The organism is Aliiruegeria sabulilitoris, from assembly GCF_001558155.1.
GTDB classification, from domain to species: domain Bacteria; phylum Pseudomonadota; class Alphaproteobacteria; order Rhodobacterales; family Rhodobacteraceae; genus Tropicimonas; species Tropicimonas sabulilitoris.
In genome coordinates this window covers 65,398-90,415 of record NZ_LOAS01000025.1, presented here as the reverse complement: position 1 = coordinate 90,415, position 25,018 = coordinate 65,398, and the positions used below count along the sequence as shown (strand labels likewise).

Sequence of the window (25,018 nt, the reverse complement as noted above, 5' to 3'; positions counted from 1 at the left end):
GGGGGGGTCGCAAGCGCTTTTTCAAAAGAAATACGAAGTTTTTGGGGAATAGCACCCATCCAATTGAAAATTTTGGATTTTTCTTACATCAAGAAATTCAGGAAAACGTTTTCTATAGCGGGTTACCTAGGGGCATAGGGGCGACTCGGCTCCCGAATCCAGACTTACCCACAGAGTCTTCCACAGAATCCGGATTGCGAACCTCGGAATCGGACCGGAATCACGACTTCAGGGCCCGCCGTCTTGCCGGAATCGCTGTCGGGACGAGTCGCAGCACCAAAAGCACCAAGACAATCCCGAGGTAGTAGAAGGGTTCCATCTGCCATCCCTTCACGACCATGACGAAGTGGACGGCCCCCAGCGGCACGAGGATATAGGTCAACCTGTGCAGCCGCCGCCAACGCACCGGGCCAAGCTTGCGCAGCGACCAGTTGTTGGACGTCAGGGCCAGCGGCACCATCAAGGCAAACGCCACCATGCCGATGGTTATATACGGGCGCTTGACGATATCGGCCCAGATCTGCGCCGGGATCTGCACGTCGAGCACCAACCAGACCAGCAGATGTGTCAGTATATATAAGAAGGCGAGCAACCCGATGGCTCGCCGGAACTTGATGAGCCGCAGCCCGGCAAACCGCCCAAGCGGCGTGACGGCCAAGCCCGCGATCAGCAGCCAGAGCCCCCAGAGGCCAAGGCGGTGCTCAATGGCCTTGGCCGGATCGACACCCAGCCCACCCTGGACGCCCTGCCAGAACAACCAGAGTACCGGCAGGGCGCCAAGCGGGTAAAGCGGCCAGGCCGGAACCCTGAGCAGCGCCTTGTTCATCGCCTCGATCACGCGCAACACCCCCGACCTTGCTGGACCGGAGGACACGGCGTGTCTCCATAGGAACAGAAGACACAACAATCGCCCGGCAGCGGCCGAAGCACGGCCTTGCAGGCCGGGCACTCATAGAACCACTGGCAGGCATCCGTCGGCATCTGCTCCGAAGAGGTTTCGCCGCATTTCGGGCAGGTGATCCGCGAATCTTGCTTCATGGCTCAAAAATACTTGGAAAGGTCCATGCCATCATACAAATCGGCAACCTGCGCACCGTAGCCATTGAACATCAGCGTCGGCAGTCGCGGAGCCCGCAAGCCCCCACCAATACGGCGTTCAGTGGCCTGGCTCCACCGCGGATGGTCCACGTTCGGATTTACGTTGGAATAGAAGCCGTATTCGTTTGGCAGCGTCTTGTTCCAGCTTGTCGGCGGCTCGTCCTCAGTCAGCGTGATGCGGACAATCGACTTGATCGACTTGAAGCCATATTTCCAGGGAACCACGAGGCGGATCGGTGCGCCGTTCTGGTTCGGGATCGTCTCGTCATAGAGCCCAGTGGCCAAAATCGTCAGCGGATTCATCGCCTCGTCCAGCCGGAGCCCTTCGACATAGGGCCAATCGATCACGCGCGAGCCAACGCCGGTCATTTCGTCCGGACGAAGTGCGGTTTCGAAAGCGACATATTTCGCGCCCGGTTGCACGCCCACGCGGTTCAGCAGGTCCGACAATTCGAAACCGACCCAGGGGATGATCATCGACCAGCCCTCGACGCATCGCAGTCGATAGATACGCTCTTCAAGAGTGGTGCCTTTCAGGATGTCGTCCATCGTCCAGGTCCCAGGCTTGTCCACCAGTCCAGCTATCTCCACTTGCCAGCCATCTGTCGTCAGGCGATGCGCATTGCGCGCCGGGTCATCCTTGCCAGTGCCGAACTCGTAGTAATTATTGTAGGAGGTTATGTGCTCGAGTGGATTGGGCTCCTCCATGGTGGAATAATCCGACTTCACCGCCCCAAGCCCGGCCAAGGCCTGTCCGGCAATCCCTCCGGCGGCCAGAGCGCTGGCCCCCATCATGAGTTGCCGCCGGTTCATCCAGGCGGCTTTCGGGGTCACATCGGACCAGTTCAGATCGTTCTTCCAGCGTCCAGCCATGCGTTCTCTCCTGTGCCTTTGCATCAAGATAGAACATCCTGATCGCTTGTGGGCGGTCTGACACCAAATCTCACGCGATCGTTGAATAACGTCAAAAGCATCGCGACGCCGGAAACCACATGCTTCCTCTTTCCCCAAAGCATCCCGGGGGCAGCACTCGAATGAGCGCGACGAGGCAGCGCGCCCTCCAACGTCGGAACATGACGAGATCCCGCGCGCAAAAAAAGGGCGCGACCTGCGCCGCGCCCTTTTCCGGTTTGCCGATCAATGCACCACGGCATCCTCCGGCGGCTGCCGCCGGGTGCTTCCGATATGATCGCCGACGATCAGTCCATCGCCGCCGGCGCTCACCTCGACGGTCGCACCATCCGTGACATCGCCGGAAAGAATCATCTCGGCCAATTCGTCCTGTAGCGCCTTCTGGATCACCCGCTTGAGCGGGCGCGCACCGAAGACCGGATCGTAGCCCTCATCGGCCAGCCACTTCTTCGCGGCCTCGTCCAACGTCAGCGCAATGCCGCGCCGCTCAAGGCGCCGCTCCAGCTGACCAAGCTGAATATCGACGATGCCATCCATATCCGCGCGGCTGAGCCGGTCGAAGATGATGATCTCGTCGAGCCGGTTGAGGAATTCCGGCCGGAAATGCGCCTTGACGGCATCCATCACATCCCGCCGCGCGTCCGAGGCATCGGCCCCTTCCGGCAGCTGGCTGAGCGAATGCGCACCAAGGTTGGAGGTCAGGATGATCAGCGTCTGCTTGAAATCCACCGTCCGCCCCTGGCCGTCGGTCAACTGACCGTCATCCAGAACCTGCAACAGCACGTTGAACACGTCCGGATGCGCTTTCTCGACCTCGTCGAACAGCACCACCTGGTAAGGCCGGCGCCGCACCGCTTCGGTCAAAACGCCCCCCTCGTCATAACCGACATAGCCCGGAGGCGCACCGATCAGGCGGGCCACCGAATGCTTCTCCATGAACTCCGACATGTCGATGCGCACCATCGCGCTGTCATCGTCGAACAGGAACTCGGCCAGCGCCTTGGTCAGCTCCGTCTTGCCGACACCGGTCGGCCCGAGGAACAGGAAGGACCCGAGCGGACGCGTTTCCTCGTTGAGGCCGGCCCGCGCACGCCGCACCGCGTTGGAAACGGCCTTCATGGCCTGCCCCTGACCAATGACACGACGGCCAAGCGACTCTTCCATCCGCAGCAGCTTCTCGCGCTCGCCCTCGAGCATCTTGGAGGTCGGAATACCGGTCCACCGCTCAACCACTTCTGCGATCTGCTCGGGGCGAACGGCTTCCTCGACCATCAGGCGACCTTCGCTCTCCTCGGCCTCGACAAGCTTCTTCTCCAGTTGCGGAATGATGCCATAGGAAAGCTCACCGGCCTTGGCCAGGTTGCCTTCCCGCTTGGCGATATCCAGCTCGGCCCGCGCGGAATCGAGCTGCTCCTTGAGACCACGCGCCGATTCCAGCTTGTCGCGTTCGGATTGCCACTGCGCGGTCATTTCGGCCGAGCGTTGCTGCAGGTTCGAAAGCTCTTCTTCCAGCTTGTCCAGCCGGCTCTTGGAGGCCGCATCGTCCTCCTTCTTGAGCGCTTCCGCCTCGATCTGCTTTTGCAGGATCTCGCGGTCGAGCGCATCGAGCTCCTCGGGCTTGGAATCCACCTGCATCCGCAAGCGGCTGGCCGCCTCGTCCATCAGGTCGATCGCCTTGTCCGGCAGGAACCGGTCGGTGATGTAGCGATGGCTGAGCGTCGCCGCGGCAACCAACGCCGAATCCGAGATCCGCACGCCGTGGTGCAGCTCGTATTTCTCCTTGATGCCGCGCAGAATGGACACGGTGTCCTCCACCGTCGGCTCGGAGATGAGCACCGGCTGGAACCGCCGCGCAAGCGCCGCGTCCTTTTCCACGTGCTTGCGATACTCGTCGAGCGTCGTGGCACCAACGCAGTGCAATTCACCCCGCGCTAGCGCCGGCTTTAGCAGGTTGGAGGCATCCATCGCGCCATCGGACTTGCCCGCGCCAACCAGCGTGTGCATCTCGTCGATGAAAAGGATGATCTCGCCGGCCGCAGAAGTCACTTCCGAGAGCACGGCCTTCAGCCGCTCTTCGAACTCGCCACGATATTTCGCGCCGGCAATCAGCGAGCCCATATCGAGCGCCATCAGCTTCTTGTTCTTCAGGCTCTCGGGCACGTCGCCATTGACGATCCTGAGTGCAAGCCCCTCGGCGATGGCCGTCTTGCCAACGCCCGGCTCACCGATCAGTACCGGGTTGTTCTTGGTACGCCGGCTCAGAACCTGCATCGAGCGGCGGATTTCCTCGTCGCGGCCGATGATCGGATCGATCTTGCCTTCACGGGCGGCCTCGGTCAGGTCGCGCGCATATTTCTTCAGCGCGTCATAGCCCTCTTCCGCGCTTGCACTATCGGCGGTCCGCCCCTTGCGCACATCGTTGATGGCCGAATTCAGCCCCTGCGCGGTCACCGCGCCGGCTTCCAACGCCTCCTTGGCACCCGAGCGCACCACGGCCAGCGCCGTGAGGATCCGCTCGACGGGAATGAAGCTGTCACCGGCCTTGGTGGCGATCTTCTCCGCCTCGATCAGCACGCGTTGCAGCGACTGATCCATATAGGTCTGCGCCCCGTCGCCCGTCACCTTGGGCACGGAGCCGAGCTTGGCGTCGACAACCTCACGCACGCGCTCAGGCGAACCGCCCGCGCGCTTTATCAGGTTGGAGGCAAGCCCCTCCCCATCATCCAGGAAAGCCTTCAGCAAGTGCACCGGCACCAGTCGCTGGTGCTGCTCGCGCATAGCGATTGTCTGCGCGGCCTGAAGGAACCCGCGCGAACGCTCCGTGAACTTCTCCATGTTCATCGGCAATCTCCTTTTCTCAAGCGCCTGCTGGAACTGCTCCACCCGTCAGCGGCGTGGAGATTGCACAGGCCTCGAATGCGATATGGGGCCGGAACAGCGCCGGCTCAAGCACCACTGTCACATTTTTCCCACAGCATTCTCGTGGCGGCTGCAAGATAGCCCCGAACATGCGCGGCTCCACGGGCCGCTTGAAGCGAAGGACGGGACGGACTAGGCAGGCACGGACCGATTAAAGGAGCCCCCAAGATGTCCGACGACCGCCTGATAGTCGCCCTCGACGTGCCCAATGCGCTCGCGGGGCTGGAGCTCGCTGGAAAGCTCGGCGATGCCGTATCCTTCTACAAGATCGGCCTGGGCATGCTGACGGGGGGTGGGTTGGCGCTGGCCAACGAACTCAAGAGCGAGCATGGCAAACGCATCTTCCTCGATATGAAGCTGTTCGATATCGGTGCCACGGTGGAGGCCGCGGTACGCGGGCTGGCACAGTACGATCTCGACTTCCTTACCGTGCATGGCGACCCGCATGTGGTCCGCGCGGCGCAGGAGGGCAAGGGGGACAAGGATCTCAAGATCCTCGCTGTGACCATCCTCACCTCGCTCGACCGGGCCGATCTCGACGCCAGCCTGATCAAGCCGGGCGATATGCAGGATATCGTTCTGGAACGAGCGGCCAACGCACTCAATGCCGGCGCGGACGGGCTCATCGCCTCACCGCAGGAAGCCCCGCTCATCCGCGCGCTACCGGAGGCGGAAGGCAAGCTGATCGTGACGCCGGGCGTGCGGCCGGCTGGCGCCGATCTGGGCGATCAGAAGCGCGTCGCCACGCCGGCCCGCGCCATCGCCGACGGGGCCGACCACATCGTTGTCGGCCGCCCGATCTGGCAGGCCGACAATCCGAGAGCCGCGGCCGAGGCAGTGCTTGCCGAACTCGCCACTGTCTGACAGCCAGGCGCGATCCGCCGACGTTTTCCTGGCGGGAACACTCTCGCCGAAGGCAAGGCGCGGCCAATCAGCCGCGCCTTTTGCACTCAGTTCTCGTTGATGTCGTGATCGAAGGTCTTCACCGAGCCGCCGCGCAGGCCAAAGACCTTTCTCAGCACCACCCACGAAACCAGCGACAGTAGCGCGAAGACCAACAGGGTAAGCGGCAAGGAGCCTTCAACGAGCGCCGTGAAGGGGCCGCCGATCCAGAGCAGCCCGCCCGTCACCGCGCAGCCGATGGCAAAGCCGAGGAAGATCCAGCCTGGCGCCAAAACCTCCAGGATCGCAAGCGCAAGCCCCGCGACCATCCATACCCACCAGGCCGTCCACCACATCAGGTGCGCCCTCTCAGAAGCTTGAACGCGTCACCAAAGGCAGAGACCGCCTCGGCCGGCAGAACGAGCGTTTGCTTGCCCTCGCCCGCGCCGAGCGCCTGCAAGGCTTCGACCTGCTTCAACGCAACCTGGTATTGCGCGGCTTCCAGGCCGTTTTCCTGGATCGCCTTGGCCACGACACCGGTCGCATAAGCCTCGGCATCCGCCTGTATGCGCCGGGCCTTGGCGATCTGCTCGGCGGAATACAGTTGGGCATCGGCCTGAAGCTCGACGGCCCGCTTCATGCCCTCGGCCTCCGTCACCTGGGCACGGCGCGAACGTTCGGCGTTGAGCTGCTGAAGCATGGCTTCCCGGGTCGCTTGGTCGAGATTCACGTCAAGAAGCTCGGCCCGGGTAACCTCGATCCCCCAATCGTCAACAGCATCCTCGACGGATTCCTTGATCCGGGCGATAAGCTGGGAGCGGTTGGACTGAACCTCGTCCAGTTCCATCTTGCCGATTTCGGCGCGCACGATACCGGCCACAGTCGTGGCAATGGCGCTGTCGACGTCACGGATCCGGTACACTGTCCGGGCCGGATCGTTGATCCGGTAGAACACCGAGGTGTCGATCTGGACCAGAACGTTATCCTTGGTGATGGCATCCTGTGTCGCGTTCGGCAGCTGGCGTTCCAGGATGGAAACCCGATGGGCGACACGATCGAGGAAGGGCACAATGAGGTTCAGGCCCGGCCCGAGAACGGAGTGCAGTCGCCCGAAACGCTCGATGACGTATTTCTCGGACTGTCCGACGATCCGAACGCCAAGCAGGACACAAAGAATGATGAAAAAGGCAAGCACGATCGTGACGATGCTGCCGCCGGTAAGAGGTAACTGGTCCATAACGACTCCTTTGGAGTTTTCTTCGCCTGTATACAGATAGAGGAGCTGTATATCGAGGTCGCAAAAAGAACCCTAACACGCCCACTCTTGCGAGCCTTTCCCGCTCGGAAGGAAAGGAAACGCGGGCGCGGCGAAACGAGGCCTTCGCGCCGTTCCAACGACGGGCCTGCGCCGAGGGCTGCCCGAAGAAGGACACCAAGCCCGGTCAAACCACTCTGTTGTAGAAACGTTTCGTTACAGCGTGTTAACAATGAAGCGTCGTATTGAAAGCACCCGCGGACCTCGTGAGCGCAACAGCGCGCGCATCACTGCGAAATGAACACGAGACACCGGAACGGTCGGCGCCCCGCCTGCCCCCGCGCTTCACCCATCAAGGCCAGCCCAGTAGAGCGCCACGCTGGCCTGCAGCTCGCGGACACCCAAAGGGTGGGAGAGGAAGCGCGCAACGGGCATCATCTCCCAGCATTGCCCCTCGTCGCCAAAGACAATCGCCTCGACCAGGTCCTGCGAAATATGCCCCGCGAGGAAGACCCCTTCGATCCGTTGCGGCTCGTATTTCAGGAAACGCGACGCGTGATCGAAACCCTGCGGCGACAGGGCAATGCCGAATTCCTCCTGCACTTCCCTGAGCGCGCAATCGAGGATCGTCTCGCCCGGCTCCCGCAGCCCGCCGGGCAGGTCCCACCGCCCGGGATCGGGAATATGGGCGAAGTCATCGCGTTGGTAACACAGAAGGGTTTCCTCCCGGAACAGCGCCAACTTCGCTCCGATCAGGGAGCGATCTTCCAGCAAGGCCGTGTAGCCGTTCCGGGACATGGCGATCTCCTTGAGGCGGCCATGGCGACCGACGCGCAATCGATACTCCGCCAAGGCTTTCCAACCAAGCCATTTTGCCCGCTCGGGCAGCAAACCACCGCCTCCGGCTTGCCGCATCTTTCCCAGCCAGCTATTGCTCCGCGAAACGGAGGAGAAAAACATGGCGCGAAACGGGCCTGAGTCAGAACACCAGCGCGCAAGTTCGAAGAAGGTCGGCTCTCTCAGGGCGCTCTTTCCGTTCTTTGCCCCCTATCAGCGCTACGTCCTCCTGGCCGGCATCGCGCTGGTCATCACCGCGAGCGTCTCGCTGCTGTTGCCGATTGCCGCGCGCCGCGTGGTGGACGGGTTCGAAGACGGCGCGCTGGCACTGCTGGACGGCTATTTCCTCGCCGCCATCGGCATCGCGGCGATCTTCGCGCTTGGCACGGGAATGCGATATTACGTCGTCACCCGGCTGGGCGAACGGGTCGTGGCCGATATCCGCAAGGCGGTCTTCGCCCGCATGATCGCCATGAGCCCCGCCTATTACGAGAACCTGCTGACCGGCGAGGTGATCAGCCGGATTACCACCGATACGACCCTTATCCTGCAGGTGATCGGTTCCTCCGTCTCGTGGTTCCTGCGAAACTCGCTGCTCTTCGTGGGCGGGTTGGCGATGATGTTCATCACCTCCGGCAAGCTGACGCTGATGGTGCTGGCCATCATCCCGGTCGTGATCCTGCCGATCCTGGCGCTCGGGCGGAAACTGCGGAAGCTCTCGCGCGTGAACCAGGACTGGATCGCGCAAAGCTCTGGCAACGCTTCCGAAGCCCTGCAGGCCGCGCAGACGGTACAGGCCTATTCGCATGAAGCGGCCAGCCGCGCCCGGTTCGGCGAAGTAACCGAGGCCAGCTACGCCACGGCCAAGACCCGCATCGGGGTGCGGGCGCTGCTGACAATGATCATCATCTTTGTGGTTTTCTCCGGTATTCTCGGCGTTCTCTGGATCGGAGCGCGCGACGTGCGGGCCGACGTGATGACCGCGGGCGAACTGGTGCAGTTCCTGATCTATGCCGGCATCATGGCCGGATCCGTCGCCGCGCTCTCCGAGATCTGGGGCGAATTGCAACGCGCCGCCGGCGCCACCGAGCGGCTGGTCGAGTTGCTGGGTGCCGAGGACAGCGTGTCCGACCCGGCCCACCCCACAGCCTTGCCCGCCCCGGTAAAGGGCGAAATCGCCTTCGAGAACGTCGTCTTCCACTATCCCAGCCGCCCGGAGGAAGCCGCGCTCAACGGCGTTTCCTTCAGCGCGCGTCCGGGCGAACAGATCGCGCTGGTTGGCCCCTCAGGCGCCGGCAAATCGACGATTCTGCAATTGTTGCTCCGCTTCTACGACCCGCAACAGGGCATGGTCCGCCTTGACGGCATTCCGCTGACCGACATGGAACGCGCCGCCTTTCGCAAGCACCTTGCCCTGGTCCCGCAGGATCCCGTGATCTTTGCCGCCACCGCACGGGACAACATCCGTTTCGGTCGCCCCGATGCCACCGACGCCGAGGTGGAAGCCGCCGCGCGAGCCGCGCAGGCGCATGATTTCATCTCGGCCCTCCCGCAAGGCTATGACAACTATGTCGGCGAACGCGGCGTGATGCTCTCGGGCGGACAGAAACAGCGCATCGCCATCGCCCGCGCCATCCTGCGCGACGCACCGGTACTGCTCCTGGACGAGGCAACCTCGGCGCTCGACGCCGAGAGCGAACGCGCGGTGCAAGATGCTTTCGCCACCCTGACCGAAGGCCGCACGACCCTGATCGTCGCCCACCGGCTGGCCACCGTTAAGCAAGCCGATCGTATCATCGTTTTCGAACAGGGCCGGATCGTCGCCGAAGGCAACCATGACGAACTGGTGTCACAGGGCGGCCTTTATGCCCGGCTGGCGCGCCTGCAATTTACCGAAGGGCTCGCGGCCGAGTAGCCGCCGCTTTGCCATTTCCGGCTTTGCAAACGGACCGGGGCGCAACTTTTCGTGGGAAAACCGCGAGAAGCAGACTTGTTAGTTGCGCAGCGTCAGACTTGCGAAACATACTTGTTTCACCCCAGTTTCCGGGCAACGCCGTGACAGGTGCCATGAGGGAGGACAACGGGATGGGCTTTGCGACCGTCGCCGACAGGGATGCGATTCACAATGAAATGGAGTGGGAGCAGCGCGATGTTCCCACCACGATGTACCAGTTTCTGGACCGGGCGAGGCAGAAATACGGAAACCGTCCGGCCGTTTCCTACCAGCTTCTCTCCGGCCCGAAAGATCCGGCGGAGACGCTGACCTGGTTCGAGCTTTACGGCAAGGTCATTCAGACGGCGAACCTTCTGCGCTCGCTGGGCGTCGGCGAGAACGATACCGTGGCTTACGTGCTGCCAAACTCGAACGAAACCGTCTTTGCCCTTCTGGGCGGCGCCATTGCCGGCATCGTGAGCCCGATCAACCCGCTTCTGGAGGCCGACCAGATCTCGGCCATCCTGCGGGAGACCCAGGCCAAGGTCGTCGTCACCCTGAAATCCTTCCCCCGCACGGACGTGGCACAGAAGGTTGCCGAAGCGGTTGATTTTGCCCCGAACGTGAAGCACGTGCTCGAAGTCGACCTGCTGCGCTACGTGACCGGGGTCAAGAAACTCGTCATCCCGCTGATCCGGCCCAAGAACGTGGTGCACCACACCGCCGCCATGCGCGACTTCAACAAGGAAATCGCCAAGCATCCGTCGGACCGGCTGACGTTCGAGGACAGCAAGGCCGACCGCGTGGCTGCCTATTTCCACACCGGCGGAACGACCGGCATGCCCAAGGTTGCCCAGCATCTCTATTCCGGAATGGTCTATAACGGTTGGCTCGGCGACCGGCTGCTCTTTGGCGAAGAGGACGTGGTGCTCTGCCCGCTTCCGCTTTTCCATGTCTTCGCCGTAGAGCCGGTGCTGATGTCGATGATCTATTCCGGCGCGCATGTCGTCTTTCCCACGCCGCAGGGCTATCGCGGCGACGGCGTATTCGACAATTTCTGGAAGCTGATCGAGCGCTGGCAGGTCACCTTCATGATCGGCGTTCCAACCGCCTTTGCCGCGCTGATGCAGCGCCCGGTCAATGCCGATGTCTCTTCGCTGAACAAGGCCTTCTCCGGCTCCGCCCCCCTGCCAATCGAGCTATACAATCGTTTCGAGAAGGCGACCGGCGTGGAGATCATCGAAGGCTACGGGCTGACTGAGGCGACCTGCCTTGTCTCCTGCAACCCGATCGAAGGCGCCAAGAAGGTGGGCTCGGTCGGCATCCCCTTCCCGCATACGGACGTGAAGATCCTGCTGCACACGCCGGACGGCCCGCGCGAATGCGCCACCGACGAGGTGGGCGAGATCTGTATCGACAACCCGGGCGTCTATGCCGGCTCGACCTATACCGAGGCCGACAAGAACCACGAGCTGTTCCACCACGATGTCTACCTGCGCACGGGTGATCTCGGGCGGATCGACGAGGATGGCTATCTGTGGATCACCGGCCGGGCCAAGGACCTGATCATCCGCGGTGGCCACAATATCGACCCGGCGATCATCGAGGAGGCGCTCGCGGGCCACGAGGCCGTGGCCTTTGCCGGCGCCATCGGCCAGCCGGACAGCTTTGCCGGTGAACTTCCCTGCGCCTATGTCGAGCTGGTGGATGGGGCCGAGGTGACGAGCAAGGAGCTGCTGGACTATATCCGGCCGCGGATCACCGAGCGCGCGGCCATTCCGAAGTATCTCGAGATCGTCGATGAACTCCCCAAGACGGCGGTCGGAAAGATCTTCAAGCCGGAGCTGCGCAAGATGGCCATAACGCGCGTCCTCAACCAGGCGCTGGAAGAGGCGAAGATCGCGGCAGAGGTTGCCGAGGTTGCCGAGGACAAGAAGCGCGGCCTCGTCGCAAAACTGAACAGGACTGGCGAGGTCGATGAAGAGGCTCTGGGCCACCTTCTCGGCAATTTCACGACGCCCTGGGAATGGGCTGCGTAGGGTCCAGCCATTTCGTTCTGGTTCCTTTGCGATCCGACCGCCGCTCGCAAGATTTGACGACGACCCAAAGGGGGGGCCTTGCCCCCCGATCACTTGTGAGCGCTCCACCCAGGGTAGTTCCGGAAAGTTGATGCTGAGCGTATCTTCGGCATCATCTGTTTGATTAATATCCCCGCCGGAGGCACGATCCACAGGATCGTTCACACGCGCGAAGCGCGCGCCCCCATGTTGCGTCACGGATGAGCAAGTCCCTTAGCCGCCTTGGGGCCAGTGCCGGTGGTAGTCGTCAATGATGTAGGTATGACTGTGCCGGTGCCCGCCAGCCAGATGGGGGTGGTCGGGAGGCAGGTCGTCATGTCTATGCTCGACGATGCGTTGATGCGCCGTGCTCCAGAACCGCTGTGCCAGAAGCAGTCCCGCAACACTGAGTGCGCCGAGCCCTGCCAGCGCCACCACGGTTCCGAAAGTGGTCTGCAACCAGCCTGAGAGCGGATAACAGATCAGCCAGCAGGCATGGGAGAGCGCGAATTGGGCGGCGAAGGTGGCCGGGCGATCTTCGGGATGGGCCGAGCGGCGCAGCAAGCGCCCCGAAGGGGTAAGAACAGCCGAATATCCGATCCCGATCAGGAACCAGCCGACCAGCAAGCCGCGCCAGGAAACGCCGGTTGCAGCCACCATGATGCAGAGCCCGATCAGGATTGTGCACAGCAAGGTCGCGCCTGCCAGCATGACTTGCCGGTCGGGCCGGCGTTGCAGCAGCTTCGGCAGGAGCAACGCCGAAACCATGGAGCCGCCACCGAAGGCTGCCAATGCAAGCGCGACATCGCCTTCGGCCAGCCCAAGCGTGCCACGCACAAGCACGACCGTATTGACGATCACCATGGAGCCGGCTGCGGCAACCGACAGGTTGAGCGCCAGCAACCCCTGCAGCCGCGGCGTGTTCAGGTAGATCCGCAGGCCTCGGGTCGTCCGCTCGTAGATGCCACGCGGCGCAGAGGGGACGGAGGTGGGCAGGACGACCGACACCACGAGCAGCGCGGAAGCGGCGAAGCCCATAGCCGTTCCAAGAAACAGCGAATCGAAGCTCACGAAAACCAGCAGTAAGGCCGCCAGCATCGGCGAGAGAAGCGATTCCATGTCATAGGCCAGGCGGGACAACGACAGGGCCTTTGTGTAGTCCTCCTCATCCGGTAGCAGGTCCGGAATGGTCGCCTGGAATGTTGGTGTAAATGCCGCCGAGGCCGATTGCAGCACGAAGATCAACAGGTAGACCTGCCAAATCTCGGTTACGAAGGGCAGCAGCAGCGCGACCGCGGCCCGGACGAGATCGAGAGAGACCAGCATCGCCCGGCGCGGCCAGCGCGTCGCGAAGGCACCGGCAATGGGTGCAATTCCGACATAAGCCACCATCTTGATGGTGAAGACTGTGCCGAGAACCATCGCAGCGTTGGCACCCGCGAGATCATAAGCAAGAAGGCCGAGCGCGACGGTTGCCAGCCCCGTGCCGAGGAGTGCGACAATCTGAGCTGAGAAGAGATGGCGATAGGAACGACTGGCGAGGATGGCGAGCATTGGTGGCAGCTCCGGCTAACCGGGACAGAATATCCCCCTCAGGGGGATACATCAAGCACGCGGGCGATAGCCGAAACCCAACAGAGTACAACCGCAACTCTCTGGAAATTACCAAAGACCAGAAAGATCACTCTCACGATCTCGGTTCAAGAAATAGCTATCTGCGCCTTTCTCTGACGCTGAGCGGCCTTTGCGTCGTTTCCGATTGTCGGGAAATGCCGTCGGTCAAACCAGAAAACCTGGACGCAAGATCGCAGAAGACGACCCGTTCGGTTCACGTGCCTGGTTCAACTATCCAAATCAATCAGTTATCCTTGAAGGAGACCTTCTCTTTGAAACTCGGCCCTCCTTCGATCCTGATGTTGACCATATAGCTCCGTCCCCTTCCCTTGATAGATCCGGTACCCGTCTGACCGTTCTCACAGTACAGCGGCACCCGGACACCAATCCGTTTTCCTTTCAGGAAAACCCTGGCGCCAGCTTCGAATGGGGGCGACCAGCAAAAATTCCGCCTGTCCGGGTCCACCACCATCAAGGTGGTGGTTGGATCGTCATTGACCACGGAAAACGAAAGGGTCGATGCTGCCCTCCCGAGAGACGACAGAACCGACTTGGCGATCGCTGCGTCATCTGGATAATACGGGCCGAATTTGCTATCGGCCGATACTGGACCGGCTGAGAAAAGTGAAATGATCGCTACAAGAATAAGTGTGGCCGGTACAAAGACGGCCGTACGTAGGGTTTGCGTAAGCATCCAAGCCTCCCTTATTGCACGGCCCCGATTTTACGCCTTCTTGGTCCTGTAGGTTATGACATGCATCATGATTGGCTTTGCAGTTTGCTCGGTTCTCCGACTTGACGAACGGGATGAGCGCGCGGTCAACCAAGTCTAGGCGCGGCTGCATTGAGGAGCAGTCCTGTTCCGCACCGCAGCCACTGGCGGCAAATGCGGCCTTAGAGAGCCGGGCCGGTCAATTCTGTATGATATTCCCGATGGGGACAGACCGCATATTCGAGCAAAGCGGCCAGGTTACATCGACAGTCGTCGACGTAGCCGGCACCGCTACAAGCACCCGACAGCCGGGTCGCTCGCATCACGCGTCACAACCGTTTCCCCATCTACCGGCCTTGCGACCCGCGCAAGGCGCGGCTAAACCCGTGCCGATCATCCGCCCGACCCCGGAGGCCCCATGTCGATCGACACAGATACCGCGCGCCGCGTCGCCAAGCTCGCCCGCATCAAGGTCGAGGACGACGCGCTGCCCGCCCTCGCCGGCGAGTTCAACGCCATCCTCGGCTTCATCGAGCAACTCAATGAAGTGGACGTTGAGGGCATCGAGCCCATGACCTCCGTCACACCGATGCGCCTCAAGCGCCGCGAAGACGTCGTCACCGATGGCGGCTACCAGGAGAAGGTGCTCGCCAACGCCCCCGATGCCCGCGAGGGCTTCTTTGCCGTGCCGAAGGTGGTGGAATAATGTCCGAACTGACCAAGCTGACCATTGCCGAAGCCCGCGACAAGCTGCGTTCCGGCGACGTGACCTCGACCGAGTTGACGCAAGCCTGTCTCGACGAGATCGAGAAGGCCGACGCGCTCGGCGCCTTCGTCCACAAGACGCCCGAGATCGCGCTAAAACAGGCCGCCGCGGCCGACGCCCGCATCCAGGGCGGGGCCGAGAACCCGATGTGCGGTATCCCGCTTGGTATCAAGGACCTGTTCTGCACGCAGGGCGTCCCGAGTCAGGCCGCGTCGAACATCCTCGACGGCTTCAAGCCGGAATACGAATCCACCGTCACGACCCAGCTCTGGCAGGCGGGTTCCGTCATGCTCGGCAAGCTGAACATGGACGAGTTCGCCATGGGCTCGTCGAACGAAACCTCGACCTATGGCAATGCGGTCAACCCGTGGAAGGTGGACGACCGGGCCCTGACGCCGGGCGGCTCCTCGGGTGGTTCTGCCTCGGCGGTTGCCGCCGATCTCTGCCTTGCCGCCACTGGCACCGATACCGGCGGCTCGATCCGCCAGCCGGCCGCCTTCACCGGCATCACCGGCCTGAAACCCACCTATGGCCGCGTGTCCCGCTGGGGCATCATCGCCTTCGCCTCCTCGCTCGACCAGGCCGGCCCGATGACCAAATCGGTGCGCGACGCCGCGATCATGCTTGGCGCGATGGCCGGTCACGACCCGAAGGATTCCACATCCGCCGACCTTCCCGTGCCGGATTTCGAGGCCGCCATCACCGGCGATATTCGCGGCAAGAAAATCGGCATTCCAAAGGAATACCGCATCGACGGCACCCCGGCGGAGATCGAGAAGCTCTGGGCCGAGGGCGCAGAGATGCTACGCGATGCGGGGGCCGAGATTGTCGATATCTCGCTGCCGCACACGAAATACGCACTGCCGACCTACTACGTGATCGCGCCTGCCGAGGCGTCTTCGAACCTCGCCCGCTATGACGGTGTCCGCTTCGGCCGCCGCGCGAAGCTGGCGCAGGGCGACGGCATTACCGAGATGTACGAGAAGACCCGCGCCGAGGGCTTCGGGGCCGAGGTACAGCGCCGTGTCATGATCGGCACATACGTGCTCTCCGCGGGCTTCTACGACGCCTATTACAACCGCGCCCGCAAGGTCCGCGCGCTGATCAAGCGCGATTTCGATCAGGCTTTCGAAGCCGGTGTGGATGCGATTCTGACGCCCGCCACGCCGTCGGCTGCCTTTGGCCTCGGCGAGATGACGGATGCCGATCCGGTGCAGATGTATCTCAACGACGTCTTCACCGTGACGGTCAACCTGGCCGGCCTGCCGGGGATCTCGGTGCCCACCGGGCTGGATGCCAAGGGCCTGCCGCTCGGCCTGCAACTGATCGGGCGTCCGTGGGAAGAGGGAGACCTGCTCAACATCGCCGGATCGCTCGAAACCGCAGCCGGTTTTGTGGCAAAGCCCGGGCGCTGGTGGTAATCTCCGCCCAATAAGGCAAAACGAGCAGGTGCTCCGATGAATCGAACTGGACTGGTGGCAGCCCTCGTGCTGGCGCTTTCGGCCTGTGATCCTGAAGTTCCGGACAGTGCCGCAGGGGCGGGCATCGGAGCCTTCGATTCCTATGCCACCCAGCAGGAACGAGCGGCACGCAACGCCCAGCTGGCAAGCTCTTCGCTGACCGGGACACCGGAAGCCACCGGCGCGCCACCGGCATCGGCAAGTTCCTCCGCTCAGGCGGTCAGCACGGCCGATCTGGCCGCAGCAGGCATCGGATCCGCAACGACCATTCAGCCAGCCAACAATGCCTCGCAATCGGTCGGGGCACCCTTGGCGGCCACAGCGGCAGGTGCGGCCTATGTCTCCGGCAGCAGCGCCGGCATCTCGGACGAGCAGGATTTCAGCGCGGTGAGCGCGCGCGAATCGATCCAGAGCGATGCCGAAAGACTTGCCCAGCAACGTTCGCAATACACCGATGTGGCACCGACCGCCGTTCCCGAACGGCCAAGGGATACCGGGCCGGACATCGTCGCCTATGCGCTTGCCACGACCCATCCGATAGGCCAGCCGGTCTACCGCCGCACCCTGCCGAACCAGGCCAAGGCAGAGCGGAAATGCGCGGGCTACGGCTCCGACGACCTGGCCCAGCTCGACTTCCTGAAATCCGGCGGACCGGAACGGGACCGTCACGGCATCGACCCGGACGGTGACGGCTACGCCTGTCGCTGGGATCCGGGGCTTTACCGGCGCGCGGTCAGTGGCTGAAGCCGACGAAACCTGCGTCTGGCACCCCTCGCCGAATTTCGGCGACCGTCGCGGCGGGGTCCAGCCGGATATGGTCGTGCTCCACTATACAGCGATGGTCGATGCGCAGGCCGCGCTGGAGCGTCTCTGCGACCCGGCGGTGGAAGTGTCGGCGCATTACCTGATTGGGCGCGATGGCAAATGCTGGCAGCTCGTGGACGAGCGCAAGCGTGCCTGGCACGCCGGTGCGGGCTGCTGGGGCGGTCGCGCTGACGTCAACAGCCACTCGATCGGCATCGAGCTGGACAATGACGGCGCAAGCCCCTTCAGCGAGCCACTCATGGCCCAACTGGAGCGATTGGTGCCGCAGATCCTTCAACGCTGGCAGATCCCCAGCGAACGCGTGATCGGCCATTCCGACATGGCGCCCGGGCGCAAGATCGATCCAGGCCGCCGCTTCGACTGGCAACGGCTCGCACGCCAGGGCCTGGCCTGCTGGCCAACGGCCAGCGCGGCCGACGAGGGGGCCCCAGCCCCAGAGAAGGCCGCTCCCCTTGGAGCAAGCGACGATTCGACCTTCAGAGAGAGCGTCCGTCGGCTGGGCTACCCCGAAGACGCTCCGCTGGACGCCCTGCTGGACGCCTTCCGCTCCCGCTTCGCGCAACAGGCACATGGCCCCCTGTCTCCAGAAGACATCGCCCTGGCCCGACACCTGGCCCAACGCTTCCCGGTTGACCCCGCCCTCCGCGACACCTAAGTGCAGCGGGCGCGGATGGCCGGATGACCGCGGGGCTCGGCGGTGCTTGCACCGCCTGCCGCGAGGAAAGTCCGGACTCCCTGAAGCAACGGTGCCGGGTAACGCCCGGGCGGGGAAACCCGACGGAAAGCGCCACAGAGAACAGACCGCTGCGTTCGCGCAGCAAGGGTGAAACGGTGGAGTAAGAGCCCACCGCGGGGCTGGTAACAGTCCCGGCACGGCAAGCCCCACCGGGAGCAATGCCAGATAGGACCTCCGCGGGGCCAGACCCCAGGGCCGCTTCAGCCCCAGGCAGGTCGGGTAGGCAGCTTGAGCGTGTCGGCAACGGCACGTCTAGAGGAATGGTCATCGAAGGGGCGCCAGCCCTGGAACAGAATCCGGCTTACAGGCCATCCGCGCGTATTTTTCTTGATTTGGCCACGGGCCCGGGCAGGCGAACACACACCAGGCGAGCTCCGTGGTGTTTTCTGTTGACTCCGCCGCCAGAGTGCTTAAACGACGGGTTTCCAGATTCACCCCGGCCAGCGCGCGGGGCCTTTGGCGAACCGCTTCGGCGCCAGGGGCAAACGAAAGCCGGCCCCGCAGGAGATCCTAAGCGATGGCAAAACCGACGACGATCAAGATCCGGCTGAACTCCACCGCCGGCACCGGCCACTTCTACGTGACCAAGAAGAACGCCCGTACCATGACCGAGAAGATGGTCGTGAAGAAATACGACCCGGTCGCACGCAAGCACGTCGACTACAAGGAAGGCAAGATCAAGTAAGATCTGCCTGACCTTTACCTCCGATGAGGCCGCCGGGAAACCGCGCGGCCTTTTTGGTATAGAGCTGGAACGTTGACCTCGCTGGTCCGCGTTGGTGACACAGCCATCGCTCGCGCGCAAACTGGCAAACGATCCTGCGGATCGCCCCCCACCCCCGGCGGGCGGCATGCTTCGGGGAAAACGCTCGGAAGAACACGGGTGGGGGGGCAGCGCCCCAACTTACACCAGAAATTCGGCATCCCTGTCGAAGAACAGAGCATACCGACGCAAAGAAAAAGGCCGGGTCTCCCCGGCCTTTCGCATTCAGAACTTGATCGGTTCGCTTATTCGCGGTTACCGAAGAGCGACAGCAGCATGACGAACATGTTGATGAAGTCCAGGTAGAGGCTCAGCGCACCCATGATCGCGGCCTTGCCCAGCCATTCCTTATCGCCAGTCATCGCCATCTGGATGTAGGTGTTCTTGATGTTCTGCGTGTCATAAGCGGTGAGGCCCGCGAAGACGAGAACGCCGATCACCGAGATTGCGAAAGCCATGGCCGAGGAGGCCAGGAAGATGTTCACGATCGACGCCACGATCAGGCCGATCAGGCCCATCATCAGGAAGGTGCCCATCCCCGAGAGGTCTTTCTTGGTCGTGTAACCATAGAGCGAAAGACCGGCAAAGGAGATCGCGGTGATCAGGAAGACCTGCGCGATGGAAGTCGAGGTATAGACGAGGAAAATCGAGCTGAGCGAAAGGCCCATCACCGTCGCGAAGGCATAGAACACCAATTGCGCGGTCGCCGCGGACATGCGGTTCATCGCGGCGGACATTCCGAAAACGAAGGCCAGCGGCGCGAACATGATCACCCATTTCAGCGGCGAAGCGTAGATCGCCATGCCGAAATTGGTCATGTACAGGTCAGGACGCAGTTGCGCAGCGGCAAGCGCCGGGTCGGTCGTGGTGGCTAGTCCCGAGATGGCCCACGCCGCGAGCGCCGTGATGAGCATGCCCACGGACATCGTGCCGTAGACCTTGTTCATATGGGCACGAAGGCCCTCGTCGATCTGGGCAGCGCGTGCGCCAGAGACGCCAGCCGTCCGGATCGTGTCGAATTCAGCCATGTTTACCTCCGTTCGTGTTTCACAAACGCCCGCTGGCATGCAGCGGGCGGCTTTGCGATAAATATCGTCTGGCGGAGGTCCTATTTCAAGTCTTTCCCGACCGCTTTCGTTACCAACGGCCAGAAAGATCAGATCAGTCCATCCAGTGATGCGGCACATCCCAGGCCGGGCGGGACGATTCGATTTCCGCCTCGTAGCGGCTGATGCCGATATCCTTGAGGGCGCTGTCATCCAGCCTGGCCAGGTCCCGGCGTTGCTTGTGAACTGCGATCATCTCCATGATACGGGAGAAGAAGCCCATGTGGTGCAGGGCACCGACGAACGGTGTATTGGTGCTGTGTGCGCTCATTGCGGTTTCCTTAACTTTTCGTGAACAAGGCTTCGCCTGCCATCAATTCTCTTGATCTATATGGGGGATCATGCATCATTTTAAAAACGAATGTTTCTGAACAGATTCATCACAGGAGATGATACATGCCCCGCAATCTCGATTTGACCGCGCTACGCTCCTTCGTGGCGGTCGCCGATAGCGGCGGGGTGACCCGTGCGGCCGGCTACCTGAACCTCACGCAGTCCGCAGTTTCCATGCAGATCAAGAGGTTGGAGGAGTCGCTCGATGTCGAGTTGCTGGAACGTTCCGGGCGGGGCGTGGCATTGACGTCGAATGGAGAACAGCTTGTTTCCTACGCCCGCCGCATGTTGAACCTGAATGACGAGGCCATCGACCGTCTCACGGCGCATGATTTCGGCGGCGAGATCACGCTCGGCGTGCCACATGACATCGTGTATCCACATGTTCCCGAGATCCTGCGCCGCTTCAACGCTGCCTTCCCGCGCGTGCGGGTGAACCTCGTCTCCTCCTATTCTAGGGCGCTTCTGGACCAGTTCGCGCGCGGGCAGTTCACCATGATCCTGACCACGGAACAGAGTCACCCCGAAGCGGCGGAAGTACTGAGCGAAAAGCCCCTTGTCTGGATTGGCGCAAAGGGCGGCTCATGCTGGCGCCAGCGGCCTTTGCGCTTCGGTTCGGGCCGTCAATGCATGTTCCGCGCCGCCGGCATTCGAGCGATGGAGAAATGCGGGATCACCTGGGAGCTCGCCGTCGAATCGGAATCTGACCGCACAATCGAAGCCACCGTCCGGGCCGACCTTGCCATTGCACTGATGCTGGAAGGAACCGAGCCGCCCTTCCTGGAGAGGATCGATCATAACGGAAACTTGCCCGATTTGCCGAGCTATTCCATCAACCTCTACGTCTCCGAACTCGCGCGGGGGCGTGCCGAGGATGCCTTGCTGGAACTGGTGCGGGCGGCCTATCGCAGCGACGAGCTTACCGCATCGTCACCACGACCTTCCCAGTCGAACGCCGCTGCCTGAGCAGCTCCAACGCCTCCGCTGCCCGATCGAGCGGCAATTCGTGGCTGACATGCGGCTGCAGGCGCCCCTGCGCGTACCAGTCGAACAACTGCGCCAGCGAGTCCGTCAGAACGGAGGGGTGAAAGGCGAGATAGCCGCCCCAGTACAGCCCGATCACAGAGAGGTTCTTGACCAGAAGGTGGTTCGCCTTGATCTGCGGAACCTCCCCACCGGCGAATCCGATGGCAAGGATCCGGCCATCCGGGTTGGTCGCCCGGAAGCATTGGTTGAAAAGCTCCCCGCCAACCGCCTCGTACACCACGTCGGCACCGCCAAGCGCCCTGATCTGGCCACGAATATCCTCGCTCTCGGCATCGATGAGATGTGTCGCCCCGGCCTTGCGGGCAACTTCCAGCTTCTCCGCGCCACGGGCAATGGCGACAACCTCCGCTCCCATAAGCGCACCGATCTCCACCGCGGTCAGACCGACGCCTCCGGCCGCACCGGTCACGACTAACCGCTCTCCCGGCTGCAATTGTGCCTTGTGCGCGAGCGCCACGTGCGAGGTCCCGTAGGCCACCTGGAAGGCAGCGGCATGGCTCGCAGGCATTCCCTCGGGCAGCTTCACACAGCGATCAGCCGGCACATTCGCCTCCTCGGCGAGCCCGCCCTGGCCGTTGAACGCGGCAACCCGGTCGCCGGGTGCGAGCCCCACAACACCTTCTCCCAGCCGGAGAACCGTTCCGGCCATTTCCATGCCAAGTGTCACCGGAGGCTCCGGCCGCTCCTGGTACTTGCCCTTGGACATGAGCAGGTCGGCGAAATTCAACCCGCAGGCTTCGATCGCGAGGGTCACCTCGCCGGCGGCGGGCGGAAGGGACGGCACGTCCACCAGTCGCGGAGGGGTGTCGAAATCCGGGATCTGAAAGGCGCGCATCGTCTGCTCCGTGAAAAATGGCTTCGGCCATCCTATGGAGAATCCACGCCAACGGAAACTCCGTTTCAAGGCGGGTTTCGAGACGTCGCGCATGGGCACCGCGCGATGCATTCCCGGAAAAACGCAGTACTGATTTGCAAATTGCAATGCAATTCGCCTATCGCGCGAATGCGGCCAGACAGCCCACCCCCTAAAGGCGACAAGAATTTGCTTGGCTTTTTACCGATTTTTCAGCGATATCCGTGGCGTAGGTTGTTTAATGTCCCGCCGTCTCGATTGATATCGCCAAACCTTTTTCCGGCGCTCTCCAGATGGCACGCTCTGGTTGAGAGGAAAATTCATGACTCATCCCGTTGACACGCATGTCGGGAAACGAATTCGCCACAGGCGCTGGATGCTGGGAATGACCCAGCAACAGCTCGCCGAAAAGGTCGGGATCAAGTTTCAACAGATACAGAAATACGAAACCGGCGCCAATCGCGTCAGCGCCTCCCGGCTTTGGGACATTTCCGACGCGTTGAATGTCAACATCACCTTTTTCTTTGGCGGCCTGGACAGTGCCGCCGATTCCAAGACGCCCGCCGGAGACTTGCTGGCGGATCGCGAGGCGCTCGAACTGGTCCGCTCCTACTACGCGATCCCCGAGAACCAGCGCCGGCAACTGTTCGAGCTGGCAAAGGTGCTGTCCAGCGCGGCCTGAGCGGGTTGACCGGGGCGCATCACACCGCTACCGCGCAAGGGGGCCCTGCGCCCCCTGCCCTGCCGGACCGGAGCCCCAGATGACAGACAGCCCGCACACCCCAGAATTCCTTCGCGATATCAGCGAAACCGCGAATGCGCTTGCCGACGCGGCCCGGGGGAAGACCCTGCCGTTGTTCCGGTCTTCCGGCCTAGATATCGCCAACAAGCTCTCCTCCGGGTTCGATCCCGTCACCGAGGCGGACCGCGCCGCAGAGCAGGCAATGCGGGCCGTTCTCGCCGAACGCCGCCCGCAGGACGCCATCCAGGGCGAGGAATTCGGCTTCACCCCCGGCACCAGCGGATTCCGCTGGGTGCTGGACCCGATCGACGGCACGCGCGCCTACATGGCCGGCACGCCCACCTGGGGCACGCTGATCGCAATCTGCTCCGAGGACGGCCCGGTCCACGGCATTATCGACCAGCCCTTTACCGGTGAACGCTGGGAAGGCGGTGCCCATATCGCACGCCATTCCGGCCCGCATGGGGACCGGGATCTGTCCACCCGCGCGCCGCGGGCACTGCCGGACGCGATCCTGTTTTCCACCTTTCCCGAGATCGGCACCGCCGAGGAGCGAACGGCCTTCGAGCGAGTTTCGGGCAAGGCCCGCCTGACGCGTTTCGGGACCGACTGCTATGCCTACGGCCTGCTGGCTATCGGCCAGATCGACCTGGTGATCGAGGCCGGGCTGAACGATTACGACATCTGCGCCCCCATCGCGGTAATCGAGGCCGCGGGCGGTTGCGTGACGGACTGGCAGGGCGGCCCCGCCCATGGCGGCGGCCAGGTCGTCGCCGCCGCGAACCGGCAGATCCTCGAAGAGGCGCTGGCGCTTCTGGCATGACCCACAAGCTTGTTCGAAATGCCGACCATCTCGTCACGATGGATGAGACCCGCCGGGAACTGACCGGCGCGGATATCCGCATAATGGACGGCGTCATTGCCGAGATCGGCCACGCGTTGCCGCTCGATGGCGCGGAGCCTCTGGAGGCCTCGGGCTGCCTTGTCACGCCGGGGCTGGTGAACACACATCACCACCTCTTCCAGACCCTCACCCGCGCCGTACCGGCCGCGCAAGACGCGCTGCTTTTCGGCTGGCTCAAGGCGCTCTATCCGATCTGGGCCCGCATGGGACCGGAGGAGATCCGTGTTTCGACCCAGCTCGGCCTGGCCGAACTGGCGCTGTCGGGCTGCACCATGTCGTCGGATCACCTCTACCTCTATCCCAACGACGCACGGCTGGACGATTCGATCGAGGCGGCAAGGACGGTCGGGCTGCGCTTCCACCCAACGCGCGGTTCGATGTCCATCGGCGAGAGCAAGGGCGGCCTTCCGCCCGACGCGCTGGTGGAAGACGAGGCCGCGATCCTGCGCGACAGCGAGCGCCTGATCGACGCCTATAACGACCCCGCCGAGGGCGCGATGCTGCGCGTCGGCCTTGCGCCCTGCTCGCCCTTTTCAGTGAGCCGCGAGCTGATGCGAGATTCGGCGATTCTGGCCCGCGAGAAAGGCGTTCGCCTGCACACGCATCTGGCCGAGAACGACGAGGATATCGCCTATTCGCTGGAGAATTTCGGTTGCCGGCCCGGCGACTATGCCGAACAGCTTGGCTGGACCGGTGAAGATGTCTGGCACGCTCATTGCGTGAAGCTTGACGGGCGCGAGATCGACCTCTTTGCCCGCAGCGGAACCGGCGTCGCCCATTGCCCCTGCTCGAACTGCCGACTCGGCTCCGGCATCGCCCCGGTGCGTGCGATGCGCGATGCCGGCGTGCCCGTAGGGCTGGGTGTCGATGGCTCGGCCAGCAATGATGCCGGGGATCTGGCCAGCGAGGCACGGCAGGCGATGCTGCTGCAACGCGTGAGCTTCGGCGCCGATGCGATGTCCGCGCGGGAAGCGCTGGAAATCGCCACGCTGGGCGGAGCCACGGTTCTCGGACGGCCCGAATGCGGCGTCATCGCGCCGGGCAAACGCGCCGATATCGCCATCTGGGACATGTCCGGGCTCGACGCCGCCGGCACCTGGGATCCCGTTGCCTTCCTGCTGGCCGGGCCGCGCCGCGTGCGAGACCTGCTGGTCGAGGGGCGCCTTGTTGTCTCGGGCGGCATCCTGCGCGGGCTGGATGCCGGGATGCTGGCCGAGTGCGCTAACAGGCTCGTCCGGCGATTGGTCAATGACTGAGAAACCTC

Annotated in this window: 24 protein-coding genes and 1 other RNA gene; 13 read left to right on the top strand and 12 right to left on the bottom strand. The window is 62.9% G+C overall.

The window, feature by feature from the left end; translation table 11 throughout:
* Positions 1–220 precede the first annotated feature (220 nt).
* From msrQ to clpB, 4 genes are all read right to left on the bottom strand, one after another.
* Complete coding sequence (msrQ, locus tag AX756_RS19395) at positions 221–826, bottom strand: protein-methionine-sulfoxide reductase heme-binding subunit MsrQ (protein ID WP_068315748.1); 606 nt, start codon at positions 824–826, stop codon at positions 221–223.
* A gap of 8 nt (positions 827–834) precedes the next feature.
* On the bottom strand, positions 835–981 hold the full coding sequence (locus tag AX756_RS26425; protein ID WP_499698278.1) for a GDCCVxC domain-containing (seleno)protein: 147 nt from the start codon (positions 979–981) through the stop codon (positions 835–837).
* 60 nt (positions 982–1,041) lie between these two features.
* Entirely contained in the window at positions 1,042–1,971 is a 930-nt protein-coding gene (gene msrP / locus AX756_RS19390; RefSeq protein ID WP_068315728.1) for a protein-methionine-sulfoxide reductase catalytic subunit MsrP, read from the bottom strand.
* Positions 1,972–2,235: 264 nt separating this feature from the next.
* Positions 2,236–4,851 carry an ATP-dependent chaperone ClpB gene (clpB, locus tag AX756_RS19385; protein ID WP_068315726.1) on the bottom strand — a complete coding sequence of 872 codons (2,616 nt, stop codon included), beginning with the start codon at positions 4,849–4,851 and terminating at the stop codon, positions 2,236–2,238.
* Between the two features lie 246 nt (positions 4,852–5,097).
* Between clpB and pyrF the strand changes: the two genes are divergently transcribed.
* Positions 5,098–5,793, top strand: a complete 696-nt coding sequence (pyrF, locus tag AX756_RS19380) for an orotidine-5'-phosphate decarboxylase (RefSeq protein WP_068315723.1) — start codon at positions 5,098–5,100, stop codon at positions 5,791–5,793.
* 86 nt (positions 5,794–5,879) lie between these two features.
* On the opposite strand, the gene AX756_RS19375 is transcribed toward pyrF, so the two are convergent.
* The 3 genes from AX756_RS19375 to AX756_RS19365 form a co-directional block, all read right to left on the bottom strand.
* Complete coding sequence (locus AX756_RS19375) at positions 5,880–6,167, bottom strand: NfeD family protein (protein ID WP_068315721.1); 288 nt, start codon at positions 6,165–6,167, stop codon at positions 5,880–5,882.
* The gene (locus AX756_RS19370; RefSeq protein WP_068315718.1) at positions 6,167–7,048 is read right to left on the bottom strand and encodes an SPFH domain-containing protein; all 882 of its coding nucleotides are present in this window, start codon (positions 7,046–7,048) and stop codon (positions 6,167–6,169) included. Before AX756_RS19370 ends, AX756_RS19375 begins: the two co-directional genes overlap by 1 nt.
* A 363-nt stretch (positions 7,049–7,411) precedes the next feature.
* Complete coding sequence (locus tag AX756_RS19365; protein WP_197431095.1) at positions 7,412–7,864, bottom strand: NUDIX domain-containing protein; 453 nt, start codon at positions 7,862–7,864, stop codon at positions 7,412–7,414.
* A 160-nt stretch (positions 7,865–8,024) separates the two neighbouring features.
* On the opposite strand from AX756_RS19365, the gene AX756_RS19360 reads away from it, so the two are divergent.
* Positions 8,025–9,818: an ABC transporter transmembrane domain-containing protein gene (locus AX756_RS19360; protein ID WP_068315712.1), complete on the top strand. Its 1,794-nt coding sequence runs from the start codon at positions 8,025–8,027 to the stop codon at positions 9,816–9,818.
* 170 nt (positions 9,819–9,988) lie between these two features.
* Positions 9,989–11,875, top strand: a complete 1,887-nt coding sequence (locus AX756_RS19355) for an acyl-CoA synthetase (RefSeq protein WP_068315709.1) — start codon at positions 9,989–9,991, stop codon at positions 11,873–11,875.
* A gap of 252 nt (positions 11,876–12,127) precedes the next feature.
* Here the strand turns inward: AX756_RS19355 and AX756_RS19350 are convergent, their stop codons facing one another.
* Together AX756_RS19350 and AX756_RS19345 are read right to left on the bottom strand one after the other, a co-directional pair.
* Complete coding sequence (locus AX756_RS19350; protein ID WP_068315706.1) at positions 12,128–13,447, bottom strand: MFS transporter; 1,320 nt, start codon at positions 13,445–13,447, stop codon at positions 12,128–12,130.
* A 304-nt stretch (positions 13,448–13,751) separates the two neighbouring features.
* Positions 13,752–14,201 carry a hypothetical protein gene (locus AX756_RS19345; RefSeq protein ID WP_068315702.1) on the bottom strand — a complete coding sequence of 150 codons (450 nt, stop codon included), beginning with the start codon at positions 14,199–14,201 and terminating at the stop codon, positions 13,752–13,754.
* A gap of 436 nt (positions 14,202–14,637) precedes the next feature.
* On the opposite strand from AX756_RS19345, the gene gatC reads away from it, so the two are divergent.
* The 6 genes from gatC (at position 14,638) to rpmG (ending at position 18,691) form a co-directional block, all read left to right on the top strand.
* Complete coding sequence (gatC, locus tag AX756_RS19340; protein WP_068315698.1) at positions 14,638–14,925, top strand: Asp-tRNA(Asn)/Glu-tRNA(Gln) amidotransferase subunit GatC; 288 nt, start codon at positions 14,638–14,640, stop codon at positions 14,923–14,925.
* Complete coding sequence (gene gatA / locus AX756_RS19335; protein WP_068315695.1) at positions 14,925–16,406, top strand: Asp-tRNA(Asn)/Glu-tRNA(Gln) amidotransferase subunit GatA; 1,482 nt, start codon at positions 14,925–14,927, stop codon at positions 16,404–16,406. Before gatC ends, gatA begins: the two co-directional genes overlap by 1 nt.
* A 36-nt stretch (positions 16,407–16,442) precedes the next feature.
* Positions 16,443–17,189: a hypothetical protein gene (locus tag AX756_RS19330; RefSeq protein ID WP_068315692.1), complete on the top strand. Its 747-nt coding sequence runs from the start codon at positions 16,443–16,445 to the stop codon at positions 17,187–17,189.
* A complete protein-coding gene (locus AX756_RS19325) occupies positions 17,182–17,925 on the top strand; it encodes an N-acetylmuramoyl-L-alanine amidase (RefSeq protein ID WP_231701105.1) in 744 nt (247 codons plus the stop codon). Before AX756_RS19330 ends, AX756_RS19325 begins: the two co-directional genes overlap by 8 nt.
* Before the next feature lie 11 nt (positions 17,926–17,936).
* An RNA gene (rnpB, locus tag AX756_RS19320) (RNase P RNA component class A) lies at positions 17,937–18,326 on the top strand.
* A 197-nt stretch (positions 18,327–18,523) separates the two neighbouring features.
* The gene (gene rpmG, locus AX756_RS19315; protein ID WP_068315689.1) at positions 18,524–18,691 is read left to right on the top strand and encodes a 50S ribosomal protein L33; all 168 of its coding nucleotides are present in this window, start codon (positions 18,524–18,526) and stop codon (positions 18,689–18,691) included.
* Between the two features lie 323 nt (positions 18,692–19,014).
* Here the strand turns inward: rpmG and AX756_RS19310 are convergent, their stop codons facing one another.
* Together AX756_RS19310 and AX756_RS19305 are read right to left on the bottom strand one after the other, a co-directional pair.
* Positions 19,015–19,797 carry a Bax inhibitor-1/YccA family protein gene (locus AX756_RS19310; RefSeq protein WP_068315686.1) on the bottom strand — a complete coding sequence of 261 codons (783 nt, stop codon included), beginning with the start codon at positions 19,795–19,797 and terminating at the stop codon, positions 19,015–19,017.
* 133 nt (positions 19,798–19,930) lie between these two features.
* Positions 19,931–20,146, bottom strand: coding sequence for a DUF1127 domain-containing protein (locus AX756_RS19305; protein WP_068315683.1), 216 nt, complete (start codon positions 20,144–20,146; stop codon positions 19,931–19,933).
* Positions 20,147–20,271: 125 nt separating this feature from the next.
* Here AX756_RS19305 and AX756_RS19300 point away from each other — a divergent pair, with 125 nt between their 5' ends.
* A complete protein-coding gene (locus AX756_RS19300) occupies positions 20,272–21,174 on the top strand; it encodes a LysR family transcriptional regulator (protein ID WP_068315680.1) in 903 nt (300 codons plus the stop codon).
* Here the strand turns inward: AX756_RS19300 and AX756_RS19295 are convergent.
* A complete protein-coding gene (locus tag AX756_RS19295; protein WP_068315677.1) occupies positions 21,128–22,090 on the bottom strand; it encodes an NADPH:quinone oxidoreductase family protein in 963 nt (320 codons plus the stop codon). The two genes, AX756_RS19300 and AX756_RS19295, sit on opposite strands and share 47 nt — an antisense overlap.
* A 340-nt stretch (positions 22,091–22,430) precedes the next feature.
* Here AX756_RS19295 and AX756_RS19290 point away from each other — a divergent pair, with 340 nt between their 5' ends.
* The 3 genes from AX756_RS19290 to AX756_RS19280 all read left to right on the top strand — a co-directional run bounded on the left by AX756_RS19290 (position 22,431) and on the right by AX756_RS19280 (position 25,010).
* On the top strand, positions 22,431–22,790 hold the full coding sequence (locus AX756_RS19290) for a helix-turn-helix domain-containing protein (RefSeq protein ID WP_068315674.1): 360 nt from the start codon (positions 22,431–22,433) through the stop codon (positions 22,788–22,790).
* Between the two features lie 79 nt (positions 22,791–22,869).
* Positions 22,870–23,673, top strand: a complete 804-nt coding sequence (locus AX756_RS19285; RefSeq protein WP_068315671.1) for an inositol monophosphatase family protein — start codon at positions 22,870–22,872, stop codon at positions 23,671–23,673.
* On the top strand, positions 23,670–25,010 hold the full coding sequence (locus tag AX756_RS19280) for an 8-oxoguanine deaminase (RefSeq protein WP_068315668.1): 1,341 nt from the start codon (positions 23,670–23,672) through the stop codon (positions 25,008–25,010). Before AX756_RS19285 ends, AX756_RS19280 begins: the two co-directional genes overlap by 4 nt.
* The last annotated feature ends 8 nt before the right edge of the window (positions 25,011–25,018 follow it).